Annotated in this window: 17 protein-coding genes and 1 pseudogene; all 18 read right to left on the minus strand. The window is 60.5% G+C overall.

The window, feature by feature from the left end; translation table 11 throughout:
* Positions 1-180: 180 nt before the first annotated feature.
* Positions 181-375, minus strand: coding sequence for a hypothetical protein (locus FJ548_RS19810; RefSeq protein ID WP_140778765.1), 195 nt, complete (start codon positions 373-375; stop codon positions 181-183).
* A 259-nt stretch (positions 376-634) separates the two neighbouring features.
* Entirely contained in the window at positions 635-967 is a 333-nt protein-coding gene (sdhD, locus tag FJ548_RS19815) for a succinate dehydrogenase, hydrophobic membrane anchor protein (RefSeq protein WP_140778766.1), read from the minus strand.
* A gap of 54 nt (positions 968-1,021) precedes the next feature.
* Positions 1,022-1,426: a succinate dehydrogenase, cytochrome b556 subunit gene (gene sdhC, locus FJ548_RS19820; RefSeq protein WP_140778767.1), complete on the minus strand. Its 405-nt coding sequence runs from the start codon at positions 1,424-1,426 to the stop codon at positions 1,022-1,024.
* Positions 1,427-1,428: 2 nt separating this feature from the next.
* Positions 1,429-2,292, minus strand: coding sequence for a succinate dehydrogenase iron-sulfur subunit (locus tag FJ548_RS19825; protein WP_140778768.1), 864 nt, complete (start codon positions 2,290-2,292; stop codon positions 1,429-1,431).
* Positions 2,293-2,392: 100 nt separating this feature from the next.
* Positions 2,393-3,097, minus strand: a complete 705-nt coding sequence (locus FJ548_RS19830) for a type 1 glutamine amidotransferase domain-containing protein (RefSeq protein ID WP_140778769.1) — start codon at positions 3,095-3,097, stop codon at positions 2,393-2,395.
* 97 nt (positions 3,098-3,194) lie between these two features.
* A complete protein-coding gene (locus FJ548_RS19835; RefSeq protein WP_140609783.1) occupies positions 3,195-3,449 on the minus strand; it encodes a DUF2171 domain-containing protein in 255 nt (84 codons plus the stop codon).
* A gap of 92 nt (positions 3,450-3,541) precedes the next feature.
* The gene (clpB, locus tag FJ548_RS19840; RefSeq protein WP_140778770.1) at positions 3,542-6,154 is read right to left on the minus strand and encodes an ATP-dependent chaperone ClpB; all 2,613 of its coding nucleotides are present in this window, start codon (positions 6,152-6,154) and stop codon (positions 3,542-3,544) included.
* A 104-nt stretch (positions 6,155-6,258) separates the two neighbouring features.
* Positions 6,259-7,863 (minus strand): chaperonin GroEL, encoded by a 1,605-nt coding sequence (gene groL / locus FJ548_RS19845; RefSeq protein ID WP_140609781.1) that lies wholly within the window; start codon positions 7,861-7,863, stop codon positions 6,259-6,261.
* 76 nt (positions 7,864-7,939) lie between these two features.
* Positions 7,940-8,247: pseudogene (locus FJ548_RS19850) on the minus strand (co-chaperone GroES).
* A gap of 147 nt (positions 8,248-8,394) precedes the next feature.
* Entirely contained in the window at positions 8,395-10,407 is a 2,013-nt protein-coding gene (locus FJ548_RS19855; protein WP_140778771.1) for a HAMP domain-containing sensor histidine kinase, read from the minus strand.
* 8 nt (positions 10,408-10,415) lie between these two features.
* On the minus strand, positions 10,416-11,813 hold the full coding sequence (locus FJ548_RS19860; protein ID WP_140609779.1) for a sigma-54 dependent transcriptional regulator: 1,398 nt from the start codon (positions 11,811-11,813) through the stop codon (positions 10,416-10,418).
* A gap of 132 nt (positions 11,814-11,945) precedes the next feature.
* Positions 11,946-12,221 (minus strand): chaperone modulator CbpM, encoded by a 276-nt coding sequence (locus FJ548_RS19865; RefSeq protein WP_140778772.1) that lies wholly within the window; start codon positions 12,219-12,221, stop codon positions 11,946-11,948.
* A 2-nt stretch (positions 12,222-12,223) separates the two neighbouring features.
* Complete coding sequence (locus FJ548_RS19870; RefSeq protein ID WP_140778773.1) at positions 12,224-13,126, minus strand: J domain-containing protein; 903 nt, start codon at positions 13,124-13,126, stop codon at positions 12,224-12,226.
* Positions 13,127-13,201: 75 nt separating this feature from the next.
* The gene (locus FJ548_RS19875) at positions 13,202-13,894 is read right to left on the minus strand and encodes a CDGSH iron-sulfur domain-containing protein (RefSeq protein WP_140778774.1); all 693 of its coding nucleotides are present in this window, start codon (positions 13,892-13,894) and stop codon (positions 13,202-13,204) included.
* Between the two features lie 140 nt (positions 13,895-14,034).
* A complete protein-coding gene (gene dnaK / locus FJ548_RS19880; RefSeq protein ID WP_140609775.1) occupies positions 14,035-15,984 on the minus strand; it encodes a molecular chaperone DnaK in 1,950 nt (649 codons plus the stop codon).
* Between the two features lie 152 nt (positions 15,985-16,136).
* Positions 16,137-16,553, minus strand: a complete 417-nt coding sequence (locus tag FJ548_RS19885) for a hypothetical protein (RefSeq protein ID WP_140609774.1) — start codon at positions 16,551-16,553, stop codon at positions 16,137-16,139.
* Positions 16,554-16,628: 75 nt separating this feature from the next.
* Positions 16,629-17,279, minus strand: coding sequence for a nucleotide exchange factor GrpE (gene grpE, locus FJ548_RS19890; protein ID WP_140609773.1), 651 nt, complete (start codon positions 17,277-17,279; stop codon positions 16,629-16,631).
* Positions 17,280-17,403: 124 nt separating this feature from the next.
* Entirely contained in the window at positions 17,404-17,970 is a 567-nt protein-coding gene (locus tag FJ548_RS19895; protein ID WP_140609772.1) for an HdeD family acid-resistance protein, read from the minus strand.
* Positions 17,971-17,994 lie beyond the last annotated feature (24 nt).

A 17,994-nucleotide genomic window follows, 5' to 3' on the forward strand; every position in this document is an offset into this window, starting at 1 on the left:
CGACCAGGAATATCGCTGCCCGCGTAAGCCTGGCGGCGACCGATTGAGAGACGGGAGGTGGCAAGCTTGAAACCATGGCCGATCCATCTGGCAGGCATTTCGGGGCACGATCGTTGCATCAAACCCAAGCTTTGAACTCAGTGCAACTTGATCGATTTTCAGCTCCGCGATCAACAGCCCCTAGTCCATGTCCCGGAACGCGTGTCCGTCGGCGGCAAGGCCTTCGACGACGCTCGGCGGCAACAAATCCTGTGCGGCGGTGCCGTCGAAGACCCATTCCTTCGGATCGGCGAAATCGGGAAGACCGGCGCCCTTGCGCACGTAGAGACCTATGCCGGGCTTCTTGACGTTGATGTAGAGATCATATTCTGGCATCGACACAACCTTTTCGGGTGGACAGGAGTGGGACCGGAATGGGCCGGCCACTTCCAGCACGGCGTCGCAAACGCCTGCGGCTGCGGCCAACAGTCGATCGTCAAGCAACCGCCATGCCAGTTCGAACGATCAATGACATCAATCATTTGAGCTTCGCATTCCGGCCGACCGGGGACAATATGTCCAATCGCTTGGACAGTCTGGCCGTTTGGCTTCGCGTGGCTGAATGATGGTAGCGAAAGCTTCTCGCCGTGCATCTTCATTGGCCTAGAACGATGCTCCCAACTGCGAGACAGCCGGCCGCCGCCAGCACCACGCAGCCCAACCGCATCATGGCTATTATCGCCGACTTGCCCGGCGAATGAACGTAGTCCTCGATGATGACCTGCAGGCCGAGGCCTGTGTGGTAGAAGCTCGCAACGAGGAGCAATACCATCATTGCCGCCGAAATCGGGCTTCGCAGCCAACCAACGAAGGCGACATAATCGCTCGCGCTGTGAGCAACAATCGAAGCGAGAAACCACAATGTCAGAGGGATGAGCGCAACCGCAGACAGACGCTCCCTCCACCAGTGCCTTGCGCCCTCCTTCATGTGAACCTCATTGCGTGAGTGGAGCGGATAGCAAACGATGCTGCCAAGCACTCTTCATTGTTGGATCAAGAGCCGTGCGCTCCCCCACACGACCACGGTCAGGACAACGCTTGCCACCACCACGCTCCAACCCGATACATAGATCGTGGCGAGTTCGAAGCCGAAGCCTGCATCCCAGACAAGATGACGAATGCCGCCGCACAGGTGAAACAGAAGGGCAAAGACGAACAGCGCAAGCCCCGCCTGCCCGAACGGAGATGCCAGCATCCATTGCGCATACCTGTAGCTCTCCTCGCCATTCGCGGCGGCAAGCAGCCAAAACACCAGACCGACCGCGCCCACACTCGCAACAACGCCGCTGATCCGATTGGCGATCGAGAAGACGGAGGTGAGCTGAGGCCGGTAGACCTGTATATTGGGCGACTTCGGCCGCCGTTTCCGGCTTACCCCGTTCTGCATGGCTAACCCTTGCTGCCTTGGGCTTTTTCGACCTGGCGTTCGACAATCATTTTCTTGATTTCGGCAATCGCCCTGCCAGGATTCAGCCCCTTGGGGCAGGTGCGCGTGCAATTGAGGATCGTGTGGCAACGGTAGAGACGAAACGGGTCATCGAGCCGATCCAGCCGTTCTGTCGCGGCCTCGTCACGACTGTCGGCAAGCCACCGCCAGGCCTGCAAAAGGGCTGCCGGCCCCAGAAAGCGATCACCGTTCCACCAATAGCTTGGGCAGCCCGAGGAGCAGCAGAAACACAGGATACACTCGTATAGTCCATCGAGTTTCTGACGCTCCTCGATCGACTGGATCCGCTCCACCTCGGGTTCCGGCGATTTCGACGTCAGCCACGGTTGGACCGCCTCGTATTGCTCATAGAGATGCGTCAGGTCAGGCACCAGATCCTTTATGATCTGCAGGCCCGGCAGCGGATAGATCGGACAGGGCTCGTCCGTCTCGGAGATAAAACGCGTGCAGGCGAGCCAGTTGGTTCCATCGATGTTCATGGCGCAGGAACCACAGACGCCTTCACGGCACGAGCGGCGGAATGCAAGCGTCGGATCGACCTTGTTCTTGATCCAGATCAGCGCATCAAGAACCATCGGCCCGCAATTGTCGAGATCGACCTCAAATCGGTCGATCGACGGATTGAGGCCGGAATCGGGATTGTAGCGATACACGTCGAAAGCCTTTGTGCGGCGTGTCCCATGCGGAGCCGGCCAGCTGCGGCCACGCTCGATGCGCGAGGCGGCAGCCAGGCCAAAGTTCCTCGACACCGGAAAGCGCTTCAGCAGGGCGAAACGAGGGAGTTGGTCCGAAGATCGAATGATCATTGCGTGCCTCTCACTCCGCGTCGGCCGATCCAGCCGAGAGGGGCCTGCCCGCAATCTGGACAAGGCTCTGGTCCGGAACGGACGAAGATCGCAGCGCCCGTCAGCCGGCGCCACCCGGCTGCTTTTGCCTAAGTTTGCCGAGGAGCCTCTCAGCCGCCAGTTCCGACGACGCCGGGTTCTGGCCTGTGATCAGCAGCCCATCGCTTACAGCGAACGGCGCCCAATCGGGGCCGCGCTCGAAATGAGCGCCATTGGCCTTCAGCATGTCCTCGACCAGAAACGGCACAACTTTCGTCAACCCGACTGCAGCCTCCTCGCTGTCGGTGAAGCCCGTCGCGTGTTTGCCGCGCACGACCGGTTCGCCGGTCCGCGGATCCCGCGCGTAGCGCAACACGCCTGGCGCATGGCAGACGGCCGCGACCGGCTTGCCGGCCGCCAGCGCGCGCTCGATCAACTGGATCGAATGCTTGTCCTCGGCGAGGTCCCACAATGGGCCATGGCCGCCCGGATAGAATACCGCGTCATAGTCATCGATCGACACATCGGCGAGCTTCCGCGTCGCGGCGAGTTCGGCCTTCGCGGTTTCGTCGGCGTTGAAGCGGCGCGTCGCGTCGGTCTGCGCGGATGGATCGCTGCTTTTCGGATCAAGCGGCGACGGCCCGCCCTTCGGCGACGCCAGCGTCAGCTCCGCTCCCGCATCCTTGAACGCGTAGTAGGGCGCGGCCAGTTCCTCGAGCCAGAAACCTGTCTTCTTGCCAGTGTCGCCGAGCTTGTCGTGCGACGTCAGAACCATAAGGATCTTCATGATCGGGCATCTCCTTCGGGGGCATCGCGCGGCAGCATCCGCGACGATCCAGGCGGGCCGATGCGGCGGCGCGTATCGTGGGCGCAGCGGCAGCTCATCACAGCGGGACTGGTCGCCCCGACGGCTCTTCCTCCAGGGTCACGGCAATGTCGGCATTCGCGGAGAGGCGAACCTTGTTCCCCTCGACGCCTGCCACGAAGCCGATCTCGATGTAATGGTGATGGCCCTTATGCGCGCCGAAACTGTCGCTCTTCTTCAGCTTGATGCGGTCGCCTTCCATTCGATCGACCGTGCCGACATGCACGCCGTCGGCCCCGATTACTTCCATGCCTTCCCTGATCTTGTCCGTCATCACAATTTCTCCTCTTCAACCTCTTAATCGGTGGTACCGCGTCATTTTCACGGCAGCGGTGGTGAAACGTCTCGGCGCGTTTCTTGCCGGCTTCAAAGCGGATCCAGTTCATCCTCATCGACGATCACCGGCTTCTTGCCATTGAAGGTCAGCCCGTCCTTGCCGGCGGAGATCTTCACCGTCGACCCGTCGCGCACGTCGCCGGCCAGTATCATCTCGGCCAGCGGATCCTGGACATAGCTCTGGATCACCCGCTTCAGCGGACGCGCTCCATAGGCCGGATCCCAGCCCTTGTCGGCGAGCCAGCTTCGCCCTTTCGCATCGAGCGAAACCTCGATCTTGCGGTCGTCCAGGATTTTCCGCAGACGCGCGAACTGAATTTCGACGATCCGCCCCATCTCGCTCTTTTGCAGCCGGTGGAACAGGATGATGGCGTCGATGCGGTTGAGGAATTCCGGGCGAAAATGCGCTCGCACCATGGCCATCACCTGCTCGCGCACTGCGCTCGTTTTTTCACCTTCCGGCTGGTTCACGAGATACTCGGCGCCGATATTGGACGTCATGATGATCAGCGTATTGCGGAAATCGACCGTACGGCCCTGACCGTCGGTCAGGCGTCCGTCGTCGAGCACCTGAAGCAGGACGTTGAACACATCCGGGTTCGCCTTCTCGATCTCGTCGAAAAGCACGACCTGATAGGGCCGGCGGCGCACGGCTTCCGTCAGCACGCCGCCCTCGTCATAGCCGACATAGCCCGGAGGCGCACCGATCAGCCGCGCGACCGAATGTTTCTCCATGAACTCCGACATGTCGATGCGGACCATCGCCGTCTCGTCGTCGAACATGAATTCCGCCAGCGCCTTGGCCAACTCGGTCTTGCCGACGCCGGTCGGCCCGAGGAACATGAAGGAGCCTATCGGTCGGTTCGGATCCTGCAGGCCGGCACGAGCACGGCGCACGGCCGTCGATACCGCTCTTACGGCCTGCGCCTGTCCGATGACGCGATTGCCGATCATCTCCTCCATGTGGAGAAGCTTCTCCTTCTCGCCCTCCAGCATCTTGTCGACCGGCACGCCGGTCCAGCGCGATACCACCTGGGCTATACTGTCGGCGGTAACCGTCTCGCTGATCGAGGTATTCTCACTGGCTTCGACGGCGGCGAGCTTACGCTCGAGCTCCGGGATCACACTGTAGGCAAGTTCGCCTGCCCGCTGGTATTCGCCCTTGCGCTGCGCATTGGCAAGCTCAGTGCGGAACTGCTCGAGGTCGCCTCTCATCTTCTGTGCATCGGACAGCTTGCCCTTCTCGGCCTGCCACTTCGATGTCAGGTCGGCCGACTTCTTTTCGAGCTCGACCAATTCCTTGTCCAATGCCTGGAGACGGCTTTTGGAGCCGAAATCCTTTTCTTTCTTCAGCGCCTCCTGCTCGATCTTGAGGCGGACAATCTCACGGTCGAGGGAGTCCAGTTCCTCCGGCTTGGAATCGACCTGCATCTTGAGCCGTGCGGCCGCTTCGTCAACGAGATCGATGGCTTTGTCCGGGAGGAAGCGATCCGTGATGTAGCGGTTCGAAAGCGTGGCGGCCGCCACCAGCGCTGAATCCGAGATCCGCACCCCGTGATGGAGCTCGTACTTCTCCTTGAGCCCGCGCAGGATCGAGATCGTGTCTTCCACCGTCGGCTGCGCGACGAACACCGGCTGGAAGCGCCGCGCCAGCGCCGCGTCCTTCTCGACATGTTTGCGGTATTCATCGAGCGTGGTTGCACCGATGCAATGCAGCTCGCCGCGCGCCAGTGCCGGCTTCAGCAGGTTCGATGCATCCATCGCGCCGTCCGTCTTTCCAGCGCCGATCAGCGTGTGCATCTCGTCGATGAACAGGATGATGCCGCCGGCGGCGGCGGTGACTTCGTTGAGCACCGCCTTCAGCCGCTCCTCGAACTCGCCGCGATATTTTGCGCCGGCGATCAATGCGCCGAGGTCGAGCGCAAGCAGATGTTTATGCTTCAGGCTCTCCGGCACGTCGCCATTGATGATCCTCAGCGCTAATCCCTCGACGATGGCGGTCTTGCCGACGCCCGGTTCGCCGATCAGCACGGGATTGTTCTTGGTACGCCGAGACAGCACCTGGATCGTGCGGCGGATCTCCTCGTCGCGGCCGATGACCGGATCGAGCTTGCCCGCGCGGGCAGCGGCTGTGAGATCCCGTGCGTATTTTTTCAGCGCGTCATAGGCATTCTCCGCCGAAGCGCTATCGGCGGTGCGCCCCTTGCGCAGCGCATTTATTGCCGCGTCGAGGTGTTGCGGCGTGATGCCGCCCTGGGCGAGCAGTTTTCCTGCCTCGCCGTGCTTGTCCGCCGCGAGCGCCTGCAGAAGCCGCTCCACTGTCACGAAGCTGTCGCCGGACTTCTCCGCGGCTTGCTCCGCGGCGGTAAAGAGGCGCGCGGTCTCGGGCGCGAGATACACCTGTCCCGCACCGGCGCCCGTAACCTTCGGCAATTTCGCCAGCGCTTCCTCGGTCGCGTTCAGGATCGCGCGCGAATTGCCGCCCGAGCGATCGATCAACCCGGCGGCAAGGCCCTCGCTGTCATCGAGCAGGACCTTGAGGATATGAACGGGCGTGAATTGCTGATTTCCCTCTCGCTGCGCCAGTGATTGCGCAGACTGGATGAAGCCCCTCGCTCGATCGGTGTATTTCTCTGCATTCATTGCGCTACCTTTCAAGGCAACAGGATCTGTCCAGGGCGCGCTGCCGTCGAGCACACCGCATCATTGCTCGATGGCAGACGGCAACGTCGATGGCGCTCGCGGATCTAAGAGGATGCGGCCACGTCCTCGGCCGGCTTGTCGGCCACCATGGCTTCGGTTGTGATCATCAGCCCGGCGACCGACGCTGCATTCTGCAAGGCGCTGCGAACCACTTTCAGCGGATCGATAATGCCCTCCTGGTACAAATTTCCGAAGGTGTCGGTCTGGGCATTCCAGCCATAACCAAAGTCGCCTGTCGCTCGCACTTTGCCGACGATGACCGACCCTTCGTCTCCGGCATTTTCCGCAATCTGGCGAATAGGCGCCTCAAGGGCTCGCCTTACGATTTGAATGCCATGGCGTTGATCGTCATTGTCGGTATGAATGCCATCGACCGCCTTGGCCGATTTCAGCAGCGCGACGCCGCCACCGGGCAGAATGCCTTCCTCGACCGCCGCGCGGGTCGCATGCAACGCGTCGTCGACGCGATCCTTCTTTTCCTTCACCTCCACCTCCGTCGTCCCACCGACGCGGATAACCGCAACGCCACCGGCAAGCCTGGCCAGGCGCTCCTCGAGCTTCTCGCGGTCGTAGTCGGACGTGGTGTCCTCGATCTGCCGTTTGATCTGGGCGACGCGGCTCTGTATGGCTGCCTTGTCGCCGGCGCCGCCGACAATGGTGGTGTTTTCCTTGTCGATGAGGATGTTCTTGGCCCTGCCAAGCATATCCAGTTCGACATTCTCGAGTTTCATGCCGAGATCATCCGAAACGACCCGGCCAGCGGTAAGAGTTGCGATGTCTTCAAGCATCGCCTTGCGGCGGTCGCCGAAGCCCGGTGCCTTGACGGCCGCGATCTTCAGGCCGCCGCGCAGCTTGTTGACGACCAGGGCTGCGAGCGCCTCCCCCTCGACGTCCTCGGCGATGATCAGCAATGGTTTGCCCGACTGCACTACCGCCTCCAGTAAAGGGACCATGGCCTGAAGATTGGAAATCTTCTTCTCGGACAGCAGAATATAGGCGTCCTCGAGTTCGACGACCATCTTGTCGGGGTTGGTGACGAAATAGGGCGAGAGATAGCCGCGGTCGAATTGCATGCCTTCGACTACTTCCAGCTCGGTGTCGGCGGTCTTGGCTTCCTCGACGGTGATGACGCCATCATTGCCGACTTTTTCCATGGCTTCGGCGAGGTAGCGGCCGATCTCGGCATCGCCATTGGCCGAAATGGTTCCGATTTGGGCTATTTCGTCATTCTTGACCACCTTCCTCGCATTTTTCTTCAGCTCATCGACGACAGCGTCGACCGCCTTGTCGATGCCGCGCTTGATATCCATGGGATTTGCACCCGTGGTGACCGCTTTTGCCCCTTCCCGCACGATCGCCTGCGCCAGCAGGGTCGCCGTCGTTGTGCCGTCGCCCGCTGTGCTTGCGGTTTTCGCAGCAACTTGGCTGACCATCTGCGCTCCCATGTTCTCGAACTTGTCTTCGAGCTCAACGGCCTTCGCGACGGTCGCGCCGTCCTTGGTAACACGCGGGGCGCCATAAGGGCGCTCTATAATGACGTTGCGGCCCTTCGGGCCGAGAGTTACCTTCACCGCATCGGCGAGAACATCGACTCCACGCAACATCTTGTCGCGGGCGTCGGTATCGAAAATCACATCTTTTACTGCCACGATGCTCTCCCTGACCAATTGTTCGATGGTTGGAAATTCAGTCCCACCAGTTGCACTTCATCAGTGCGATCGGCCTCTATCGGCCCTCGATGACCTCCAGGACGTCTGGCTCCTTTATGATCAATAGTTCTTCCCCATTGAGAACGATCTCTGTCCCAGACCATTTGCTGAAGAGAATGCGATCGCCGACCTCGACGCTGGGCTTGATCCGGTTGCCGGTTTCATCGCGAGCCCGGGACCAACCCCGACAACCTCGCCCTCCATCGGTTTCTCCTTGGCAGTGTCGGGTATGATGATGCCGCCGGCTGTCTTCTCATCCGCTCCGAGCCGACGGACCAGGATGCGGTCATGCAATGGACGGAAGGCCACGATGATCTCCTCCATGACAAAAAAATCTGCCGACAGACAAGGAGCAACGCTCGTGCCAGTTTGGGCGCGCAATGAAATCAAGCGGATATTGCCGATCTCTCGCTGGACATGGACAATATGTCGGGCGCGGGTAGGACAAAATGTCTCGAACCGACCTGCCGGTCAGCCTGCCTCGGGCAGCCAGACGGTAAACGTCGTTCCCTTGCCGAGTTCGCTCTCGACGGCGATGTTGCCGCCCTGTCGCGTCGTCAGCATCTGGCTGATCGAGAGGCCGAGCCCCGTGCCCTCGCGTGATTTGGTGGTGAAGAAGGGATCGAAAACCTTCTGCATCACCTCGGACGTCATGCCGGCGCCCGTGTCCGCAACCTCGATGGCCACGCCCTTGCGCTGATCGAAATCTCGGTCGCATGTCCGCAAGGTGAGCCGCCCGCCTTGCGGCATGGCATGAATGGCATTTACGATCAGGTTGACCAGGACCTGTTGAAGTTCCGTGCGGTTCATCATGATCGTGCGCGAGGCACGGTCCTCCCTCTCGACCCGTATCGTCTTCTTCCTGAGCAGATGCTGGACCAACGGCAGCGTGTCGGTGACGATGTTGGCCGCCGCGTAATGTTCGGTGTAGCCGGCATATTCCTGCGGTTTGGCGAACCGAAGCAGCTTGGTCACCATTTCGCTGATGCGGTTCATCTGCTCGTCGATCAGCCTGAATTCCGTCCCTGCGCTCTCGGCATTCGGGCCCATCAGATCGCGGATCACTTCAAGATTGCCCTGCATGACCGCGATCGGGTTGTTGATCTCGTGGGCAACACCCGCGGTGATCTCGCCGATCGCGGCAAGCTTTTCCGACATGACGAGTTGTTTGGTCGTCGTCTCCAACTGCGCCGCAGTCTGCTGGAGCTTGAGCGCGCGCTCCTCCACCCGCTGATTGAGCTCCTCGTTCCATCGGCGCAACTCCGCGTCGCGATCCTGGACCAGATCGAGCAGATGATTGAGATGCAGTGCCACCTGGCCGATCTCGTCCTTGTTCCTGATCGGCCCGGTTCGCGCGGCAAGATCGCCGCTTTCCACCCGCGCTATAGTGCCGGTCATGCGCTCGAGTGGTTTGAAGACGCTTCTTGCCCAGGTCAGGAACAGGGGGACCGTCGCGGCCACGGCCAGTACGAACGCGGCCGCGATCGTCAACAAAGTCTGGAACTTGGCATCGGTGAAGGGCCTCTGCAGAAATCCCACGTAAAGCATGCCGACGCGGCGATCGAAGCTGTCGAGGATCGGCTCGTAGGCCGAGATGTACCAGTCGTCGACGACGAACGCGCTGCCGAGCCATGTCCGCCCCTGGTCGAGGACGGCGTCCTTGACGGCCGCCGAGACCCGTGTCCCGATCGCCCGCTTGCCCTTGAACAGACCCACATTGGTACTGATGCGCACGTCGCCGAGGAACAGGGTCGCGGTTCCCTTGCTGCCATCGGGCAGGCCCGCCCCTTTGAAGGTGAGATCGTTGATCGTATCGACGAAGGCGAGGTTCTGGCTCAACAACATGCCGCCTATCAACGCGGCCTTGCGACCGTCGGGCAATGTCACGGGGCCCGCGGACTGGAGGACCAGCCCGCGCGTTTCGGCCGCGCGATCATCGGTGTCGGCGCTGCCGGTGGTCTTGACGAGGTCGATGCGTGCCCGTCGTGCGAGTCCGGGAGATATGGCTGCAAGCTCGCCGGGCTCGAAGACATCGATGTCCGTCTTCGGTTGACCGCGCAGGGCGGATACGACGATCGGCCAGTCCCAGCGGATCGAGACGGCAGCCATCGGGTATTCGCTCGCCACGACATGCCCGCCATCATCGATGACGTAGAGAAAATCGAAAACGTGTTTTCGTGCCGTCTCCTTCAGAAGCTCTGCAAAATTGCCGTCGGTATAGTCGCCCTTGACGAGCAGGTCTTGAAATCGGGCCGACTCAGCCACGGCGACGAGTTGGTCCTCGGTGTTCTGGAGTATCCTGGCCAGATATTGATGCGCGATCGTCAGATCGTCATTGACCTTGGATACCGTAATCGCATCGAATTTGGCGTTCCAGCGATAAATGCTGATGCCAAGCAGGAGCGGCAGGATGACTAGCATCGGCACGAGCGCGATCGCCAACAGGCGGGCGCGCACCGATAGTCGCTTCCCGCTCGCTAGCATTTGCACCGTCAAACATTCCAGCTTGCGCATTTTCGATCGATCGTCTTGCGCGAAATACCCAGCCGCCGCGCGGCTTCCTCGCGATCGCCGCCGACCCCATCCAGGACCGACAGGATGTGCTTGCGCTCTACGTCGGCCAGGCTCTCCTTTGCACCCTCCCGGTCGTCCTCATCATCGACCCGCGTGGCGATGTCTTGCGGAAAAGCACCAAGGATCACTGCCCGCTCAATAAGGTTTCGCAGTTCGCGGATATTGCCCGGCCAATCGTAGCGCAGCAGCGCAGCCCGCACACCAGCGTTTATCGCCACGGCGGGCATGCCAAGCTGGGAAACAAACGAACGCATGAAATACTCCGCCAATTCCAGCACATCGTTGCCACGGTCCTTCAGACGCGGCAAATGGATCTGGATGACGTTGATGCGGAAATAGAGGTCGGCTCTGAAGGTGCCTGCGTCAACACGCTTGGCAAGGTTGGCGTTGGTGGCAAAGATGAACCTCGCGTCGAATGGAACTTCGCGTTCCGAGCCGACCGGCCGGACGCGACGATCCTCGAGAACACGCAGCAGCTTTGTCTGTAGCACGAGCGGAAGCTCGCCTATTTCATCGAGGAAAATGGTGCCGCCATGGGCGTGCATGAACAGGCCCTCACGCGCCCTGCCTGCGCTGGTAAAGGCACCCTTCAAATGACCGAACAGCTCGCTTTCGATCATGTCTGCCGGGATTGCCCCGCAATTGATGGGCACGAAAAGCTTGTCGGAACGATCGGAAAGAGAGTGGAGAGAGCGGGCGGCCACCTCCTTGCCCGTCCCCGACATGCCGGTCAGCAGGACCGAGGTCGGCAGCGGTGCAACACGCGCAATCGTCTCGCGCACATGCTCGATCGCTTTTGAACTGCCGAGCAGCTTGTCGCGCAGCAATATCTCGTGCGACGGCGACCGTAGTTCGTGCCGCAGGACGTCATTCTCGCGCTGTAGTCGCATGCGATCCAGGCACCGGGCGACCGCATTCAGCAACTGATTTGAGCGGAACGGTTTCAGGATGAAATCGACGACGCCGGCGCGCAATGCTTCGATCGCCGCGTCCAGGTCGGCATAGGCCGTCATCAGGATCACGTCGGCAAAGAATCCGATTGCACGCTGCTGCGCCAGCCAATCAAGACCGTTCTGCTCGGGCATGATGTTGTCGAGTATGACGACGTCGAAATGGTGGCTGTCGACCTTGCGGGAGGCCTCCTTGGCGTCTTTCGCTTCCTCGATCACCTTGCAACGCGGCGCAAGAATCTTGACAAGGAAGTTGCGAATGCCCGGTTCATCGTCGACGACCAGGATGGACGCCTGAGCCAGCCACGGCCCAAACTCCGGATCGGAGGCAGGCTCGCCGATGTCTTGAGCTCGATCTTGCGACATTCAAACTCCTTCCGAAGCCGGCATTGGCCAATCAGTCTACAAGCGGCCAAGCGACCCTTTCACACCGCTGATCGATCACTCCTCCCAAAGCCGCGACCGCGATATTTGCCTTGGCCAAGCGGGAGGAGCGCCTCAGAACGAACGCCCCTTTATGTCATTACGCAACTGTGCGAGCGCGCGGCGCATCTCGTGAAGCTGATCCATGAGGTGAAGGATCACGTCGACGCCCTCATCGTTGGCTCCGAAATCGTTCTTCAGTTCCTGGATAAGCTGAACGCGCGCGACATCGATATCCGCGAACCGCGCTCCCTTCGAGGTCTGCTCTGGAATAAGCCACCGCTGTTCGAGCCAAAGTTCCAGCGTTTGAACTCTGAGACCCGAGGACTTGAGAAACTCCTTCTTGTTCATCCTCATGTCCTGTCCTCGCGCGGATTGAATTCCTTGCCTTTGCTCCAATTCGACACGAACGCCTCGAGCTCGGGATCCGTCGATTTCGGCAACATCACCTTGAGCTTGACCAACTCGTCGCCGTGACCCCCGCCGCGATGCGGAGCACCCTTGCCTCTCAGCCGCAGGGTCGTGCCGGTGTTCGACCCCTTGGGGACCGACAAAGTGACATCTCCGGTCGGTGTCGGAACGCGGATGCGCCCGCCCAGTACCGCCTCGGAAAGCGAGATCGGCACTTCGAGCGAAATATCGTCGCCGTCACGGGTGAACCGCCGATCCGGTAGGACCTCGACTTCGATGAGGGCATCTCCGGGGCCACCCTTGCCGGCTCCGGGCGCCCCTTTTCCTTTGAGACGCAAGGTCTGCCCATCCACGAGACCGGGCGGGATCTTCACGTCCAGCGTGCTTCCGTCCGGCAGCGTAAGGCGCTTATTTGCGCCTGCGATCGACTCCACGAAATCGATCGGCAGGTGATAGTGCATGTCCTGCCCGCGGCGGTTTGGCCTTGCCCTCTGGCCGCGTCGCAGAAGCTCGGCGAACGCGTCGTCGGTGTCCATGAAGTCGGCGAACCCGGAAGCATCGGCATAGGGATGTCCCTGATCCGATGACGCGTAGTCCCGGTAGAAATTGTGCTGCGGCCGCTCGGCTCCGGAGGCGTCGATTTCGCCGTTGTCGAAACGCTTGCGCTTCTCGGTGTCGCTGAGCAGGTCATAGGCGCCCGCGACCTCCTTGAACTTTTCCTCTGCCGCCTTGTCGCCAGGATTGAGGTCCGGATGCAGCTTCTTGGCAAGCTTGCGGTATGCGCCTTGTATCTCGGCAGCGGAAGCCGTGGCGGCGACACCGAGAACTTCGTAGGGATTCCTCACAGCTTGCTCCGGAAGGCTTTGTCGATTGCGAAACTTGCGACCACAACCCCACCCGACGGTGCCGACATGCGCATTCTATTTCGCCCGAAACTTGATTGCGGCATGAGTACCATCGCAAAAAGGCTTGTTCCTGGATCCTCCGCACCGGCACAACGTCATTCGATTGCGTACCTCGTATTCCTCTCCGTCAGCCGAAACTACAGCAATTCCACCGCGCAGCCAGAGCGGACCGCTGCAACCTTCCGCAGGATCTTCGATGAGGCCGATCGAGGGCGCAAGCTCCGGCTCGATGGCCGACCCGCGAGCCTTATCCCAGACGACGAGGCGCCCCGACGGACAGTTTTGAACCTGCCGGATGAAGGTGGCGCGAACCTCCGGATCGTCGGTTTTGGCAACCTGGCTCCAGACTTGCCCCTTCGGATCACAAAACCGGGCAAACGCGCACAAGCTTTCGACGTCGAGAAGAGCCAGGAACGGGCCGTCGAACGCCTCCGCCTGGTCAAGATACATCGTCCGAGCAGCGACCTCGGTGCCGATAAAGCCAACCCTGGCGTGCGAGCCATCGCAGAACGGCTTGTTGTTCGAATGCCCGCATCGGCATAGCGCAAACTTTGGACCGGGCGACGGCAATATCTTCTCGATCCACTCTTCCGATTCACCGTCGGAGCCGGTTCCGATGGTCTGCTCGCAAAGGCTTAGATCGCCCGTCACCAAGTATGGGCCATTTCGCGTGACGGTCACGCGCGTATTGCGGTCCGATGTCTTCATGGCCGACATTCCCTCCTGATAGGGCTGGTAAAAGCTAGCCCCACACCCGCTACGCGGGCGCGATGCGCTTGGCTCCCCACACCGGCGCATAGACCGGCACGGTGCACATTCTGAGTTCCGCTTCCTCGCAGCGTCGCTGCCTACTTTTTATCGTCGTCCTCGACTTCCGTGAATTCGGCATCGACAACGCCATCGTCGTTGTCTGCATGGGCCGAACCGGAATCAGTCGACGCTTGCGACGCCGACTGAGCGGCTTCGGCGAGTTTCATAGCACGTTGCTGCAGGACGCCCGCCTTGGCGCTTATCATCGGCCCCTCGTCGACCTTCACCGCCTCGCGAAGGTTGGCCATGGCATTCTCGATTTCGCCGCGATCCGAATCCGAGAGCTTCGAGCCGTGCTCGGCCAGCGACTTCTCCGTTTCGTGTATGAGTGCCTCGGCGGAATTCTTGGCTTCGACGGTCTCCTTGCGCTTCTTGTCTTCCGCGGCATGGGTCTCCGCGTCCTTGACCATCCTGTCGATATCCGCTTCCGAGAGGCCGCCCGAGGCCTGGATCTGGATCCGCTGCTCCTTGCCGGTGCCCTTGTCCTTGGCCGAGACGTTGACGATGCCGTTGGCGTCGATGTCAAAGGTGACCTCGATCTGCGGCATGCCGCGCGGAGCTGGGGGAATGCCCATCAGATCGAACTGCCCCAGCATCTTGTTGTCAGCCGCCATTTCGCGCTCGCCCTGGAAAACGCGGATGGTGACGGCGCTCTGGTTGTCCTCGGCCGTCGAGAACACCTGGCTCTTTTTCGCCGGCACAGTCGTGTTGCGCTCGATGAGACGGGTGAAGACGCCGCCCAGGGTTTCGATGCCGAGCGACAACGGGGTCACGTCGAGCAGCAGAACGTCCTTGATGTCGCCTTGAAGCACGCCGGCCTGGATGGCCGCGCCGACAGCCACCACCTCATCCGGGTTGACGCCCTTGTGCGGTTCCTTGCCGAAGATCTTCTGAACGACCTCCTGAACCTTCGGCATTCTGGTCATGCCGCCGACCAGCACCACCTCGTCGATGTCCTTTGCCGCTATGTCGGCATCCTTCAACGCACTCAGGCATGGTTCGATCGTCCGTTGAATAAGATCCTCGACCAGGGACTCGAACTTTGCGCGGGTTATCTTGACCTGGAGATGCTTAGGCCCTGTGGCATCCGCAGTGATGAACGGCAAATTCACTTCAGTCTGAGTGGAAGTCGAAAGCTCGATCTTTGCTTTCTCCGCCGCCTCCTTCAACCGCTGCAGCGCGAGCTTGTCCTTCTTCAGATCGATCCCTGCTTCCTTCTGAAACTCGTCCGCCAGGTAGGTGAGCAGACGCATATCGAAATCCTCACCACCAAGGAACGTGTCTCCGTTAGTGGATTTGACCTCGAACACGCCGTCACCAATGTCGAGGATGGAAATGTCGAACGTGCCGCCGCCGAGATCATATACCGCGATCTTGGCCAGCTTCTTCTTGTCGAGGCCATAAGCCAATGCCGCCGCGGTGGGCTCGTTGATGATGCGCAGCACTTCCAGGCCCGCAATTTTGCCGGCATCTTTCGTCGCCTGGCGCTGCGCGTCATTAAAGTAAGCCGGTACGGTGACGACTGCCTTGGTCACCTTTTCGCCGAGATTGGCCTCTGCCGTTTCCTTCATCTTCTGCAGGATGAACGCCGATATTTGCGACGGCGAATAAGTCTTGCCCTCGGCCTCGATCCAGGCGTCGCCATTCGGGGCCTTGACGATCTTGTAGGGAACAAGCGCCTTGTCCTTTTCGACGATCGGATCGTCGAAACGGCGGCCGATCAGCCGCTTCACCGCAAAAATCGTGTTGGTAGGATTGGTCACTGCCTGCCTACGGGCGGGCTGACCGACAAGGCGTTCACCGTCGCTTGTGAAGGCAACGATGGAAGGCGTGGTGCGCGCGCCCTCCGAGTTCTCGATAATGCGGGCATTCTTGCCCTCCATTACGGCAACACAGGAATTCGTCGTTCCCAGGTCGATTCCGATGACTTTGGACACCGCTGCGCTCCTTGTCTGGTTTGCTTGTTTGCTCTGATTGTCCTCACCAATCCGACAGCAACTGACATGCCAATTTCGATATGCGGCGAATTCAATGGCTTACGGTTCAAGCTCGTACCGGCTCGGACAAAATGTCTCCTTCATGCTGGACAATGTGTCCGCCGCCGACCTCTGTCAGCCGCCTGAAGAACACCCTCGCGCCTTCAGGAGATTCCGATGATCCCTCCTTCGTGCGTCTTGTTGGGGGTGATCCCGAAGAACTCAGTTCCAGTCGCCTTGTCGAATTGGTTGGGCCGAGTCGCTATTCGGATGCTGAACGGGGGCGAGTTGCTGGGCACGGCCAGGATCGCGCTCCATTGGCCATTGCCGATGCACTCGTCATAATTTGTTTCGCAGTTGTTGCCCGTCTCTGAGATTTCGAACCACTTCCCATAGTTGCCGTCCGGACCAGCTACGGATGCAAATGAATAAACCTCATTGGTTATATTGACCAAACCGAGGACCCATTTTTCGCTCGGCTTGCCGCGCCCTTTGAGAGGATCGAAGGTCTTATCGATGTCGGCGTCTCTGATGGTGAAATCGGTGTACGCACCTTTGGTCTGAATCTTCTTGTAAGACACGACGTCCTCCTCGCTCGTCAACCGAACAATGATATCTGTGGCGGCACCCTTGGCCGGCCAGCGCCTCTTTTGGGTTTATTCCTGATTGCCAGGGAGCGGCATGCCTACCGGGGGAGCGCCCGTCGCAATGCCAACCTTGGCCGGGCGCAGCGGTCGTGATCCGATAGTATACCCAGGCTCCACGACCTTGGTGATGGTGCCTGCCGGCACAGAGAGGTCGGGCAGCTCAAACAACGCCTCATGGAAGTTCGGATCGAAGCGCTCCCCCACGGGGACTAGCTTCTTGACGCCATGCTTCTCCAGTGCCTGAAGCATCCCCTTTTCGGTGAGCTCCACACCAAGGATCAGCGTCTTGACGGCCGCGTCAATCTTGCGGGCCTCGTCGGGGACGCTGGCGATGGCGCGTTCCATATTGTCGGCCACGCCAAGCATGTCGCCGGCGAATTTCGCGACTGCATACTGGCGCATGTCGTTGATATCCCGATCTGCGCGGCGGCGCACATTTTCCACCTCCGCCAGAGCGCGCAGCAAGCGGTCTTTCAGCTCGACGTTCTCCGCTTCAAGCCTGGCGAGCGCAGACTGCGCGTCTTGATCGCCCACTGGGTCCTTGGCGGCGCTGTCGGACCGATCAACAGCGGCTCCAGTGCCGGTGCGCTCGGCCGGTTCATGCGCAGGCGCCTTGCCGGTCCGGGGATCGTTGCCATCGGATTTGTGCTTCTTGGTCATGTCATTCTTCTCGCAGAATACGCTCTTCCGGATTTGACTGGACGTCCGCAGGTTCGCTCGATCATCGGCGATCCGCCGCTATTGGCCACTACTCCAACCGAGGCGGGACCAGGCCCCCGACGAGCTAGGCCGCCGTTCTGAGACGCAGGCTCAGCCCGATCAGCGTAAGGCCCTGGAAGACCAGGTCGATCGAGAGGACCAAGCCCAGCAGCCACAGGCTGTTGACCGGCCAGCCCAGCACCAAGACCAGCCCCGCGATCGTCGTCACGACGCCGGAGGCAACGATCCAGCCCCAACCCTGTTCGGATTTCGCCTGGAATCCGAGCCACAAGCGCATAAGTCCTGACGCGATCGTCAACAACGCCAGCAGTAAGGTGAGTATGGCCGATACAAGCAGCGGATTCGCGAAGGTCATGACGCCAGCGACGGCATAGAGCAGACCGCTAAGGAGCCAGAGGAAGAAGCCTCCCCAACTCTTGACCCGCATGGACTGGACGATCTGCGCAACGCCGGCGACGATCATCAGCATGCCGACATAGTAGACCGTCACGATCGTCGCGAACAGCAGATTGCTCACCGCAATCGCGCCCAAGACGACAAAGATGATTCCGAGGACGAGAAACCATCCCCACCTTGCGCGCGCCTCGGCGAACGCTCCTGGCAGCGTGGAAGCTTGATAGGCATTCGTCATAGAAACCTCCCCTTTGTTTTCGCG

Source organism: Mesorhizobium sp. B2-4-17 (assembly GCF_006441275.1).
In the GTDB taxonomy this organism is placed as follows: Bacteria; Pseudomonadota; Alphaproteobacteria; order Rhizobiales; family Rhizobiaceae; genus Mesorhizobium.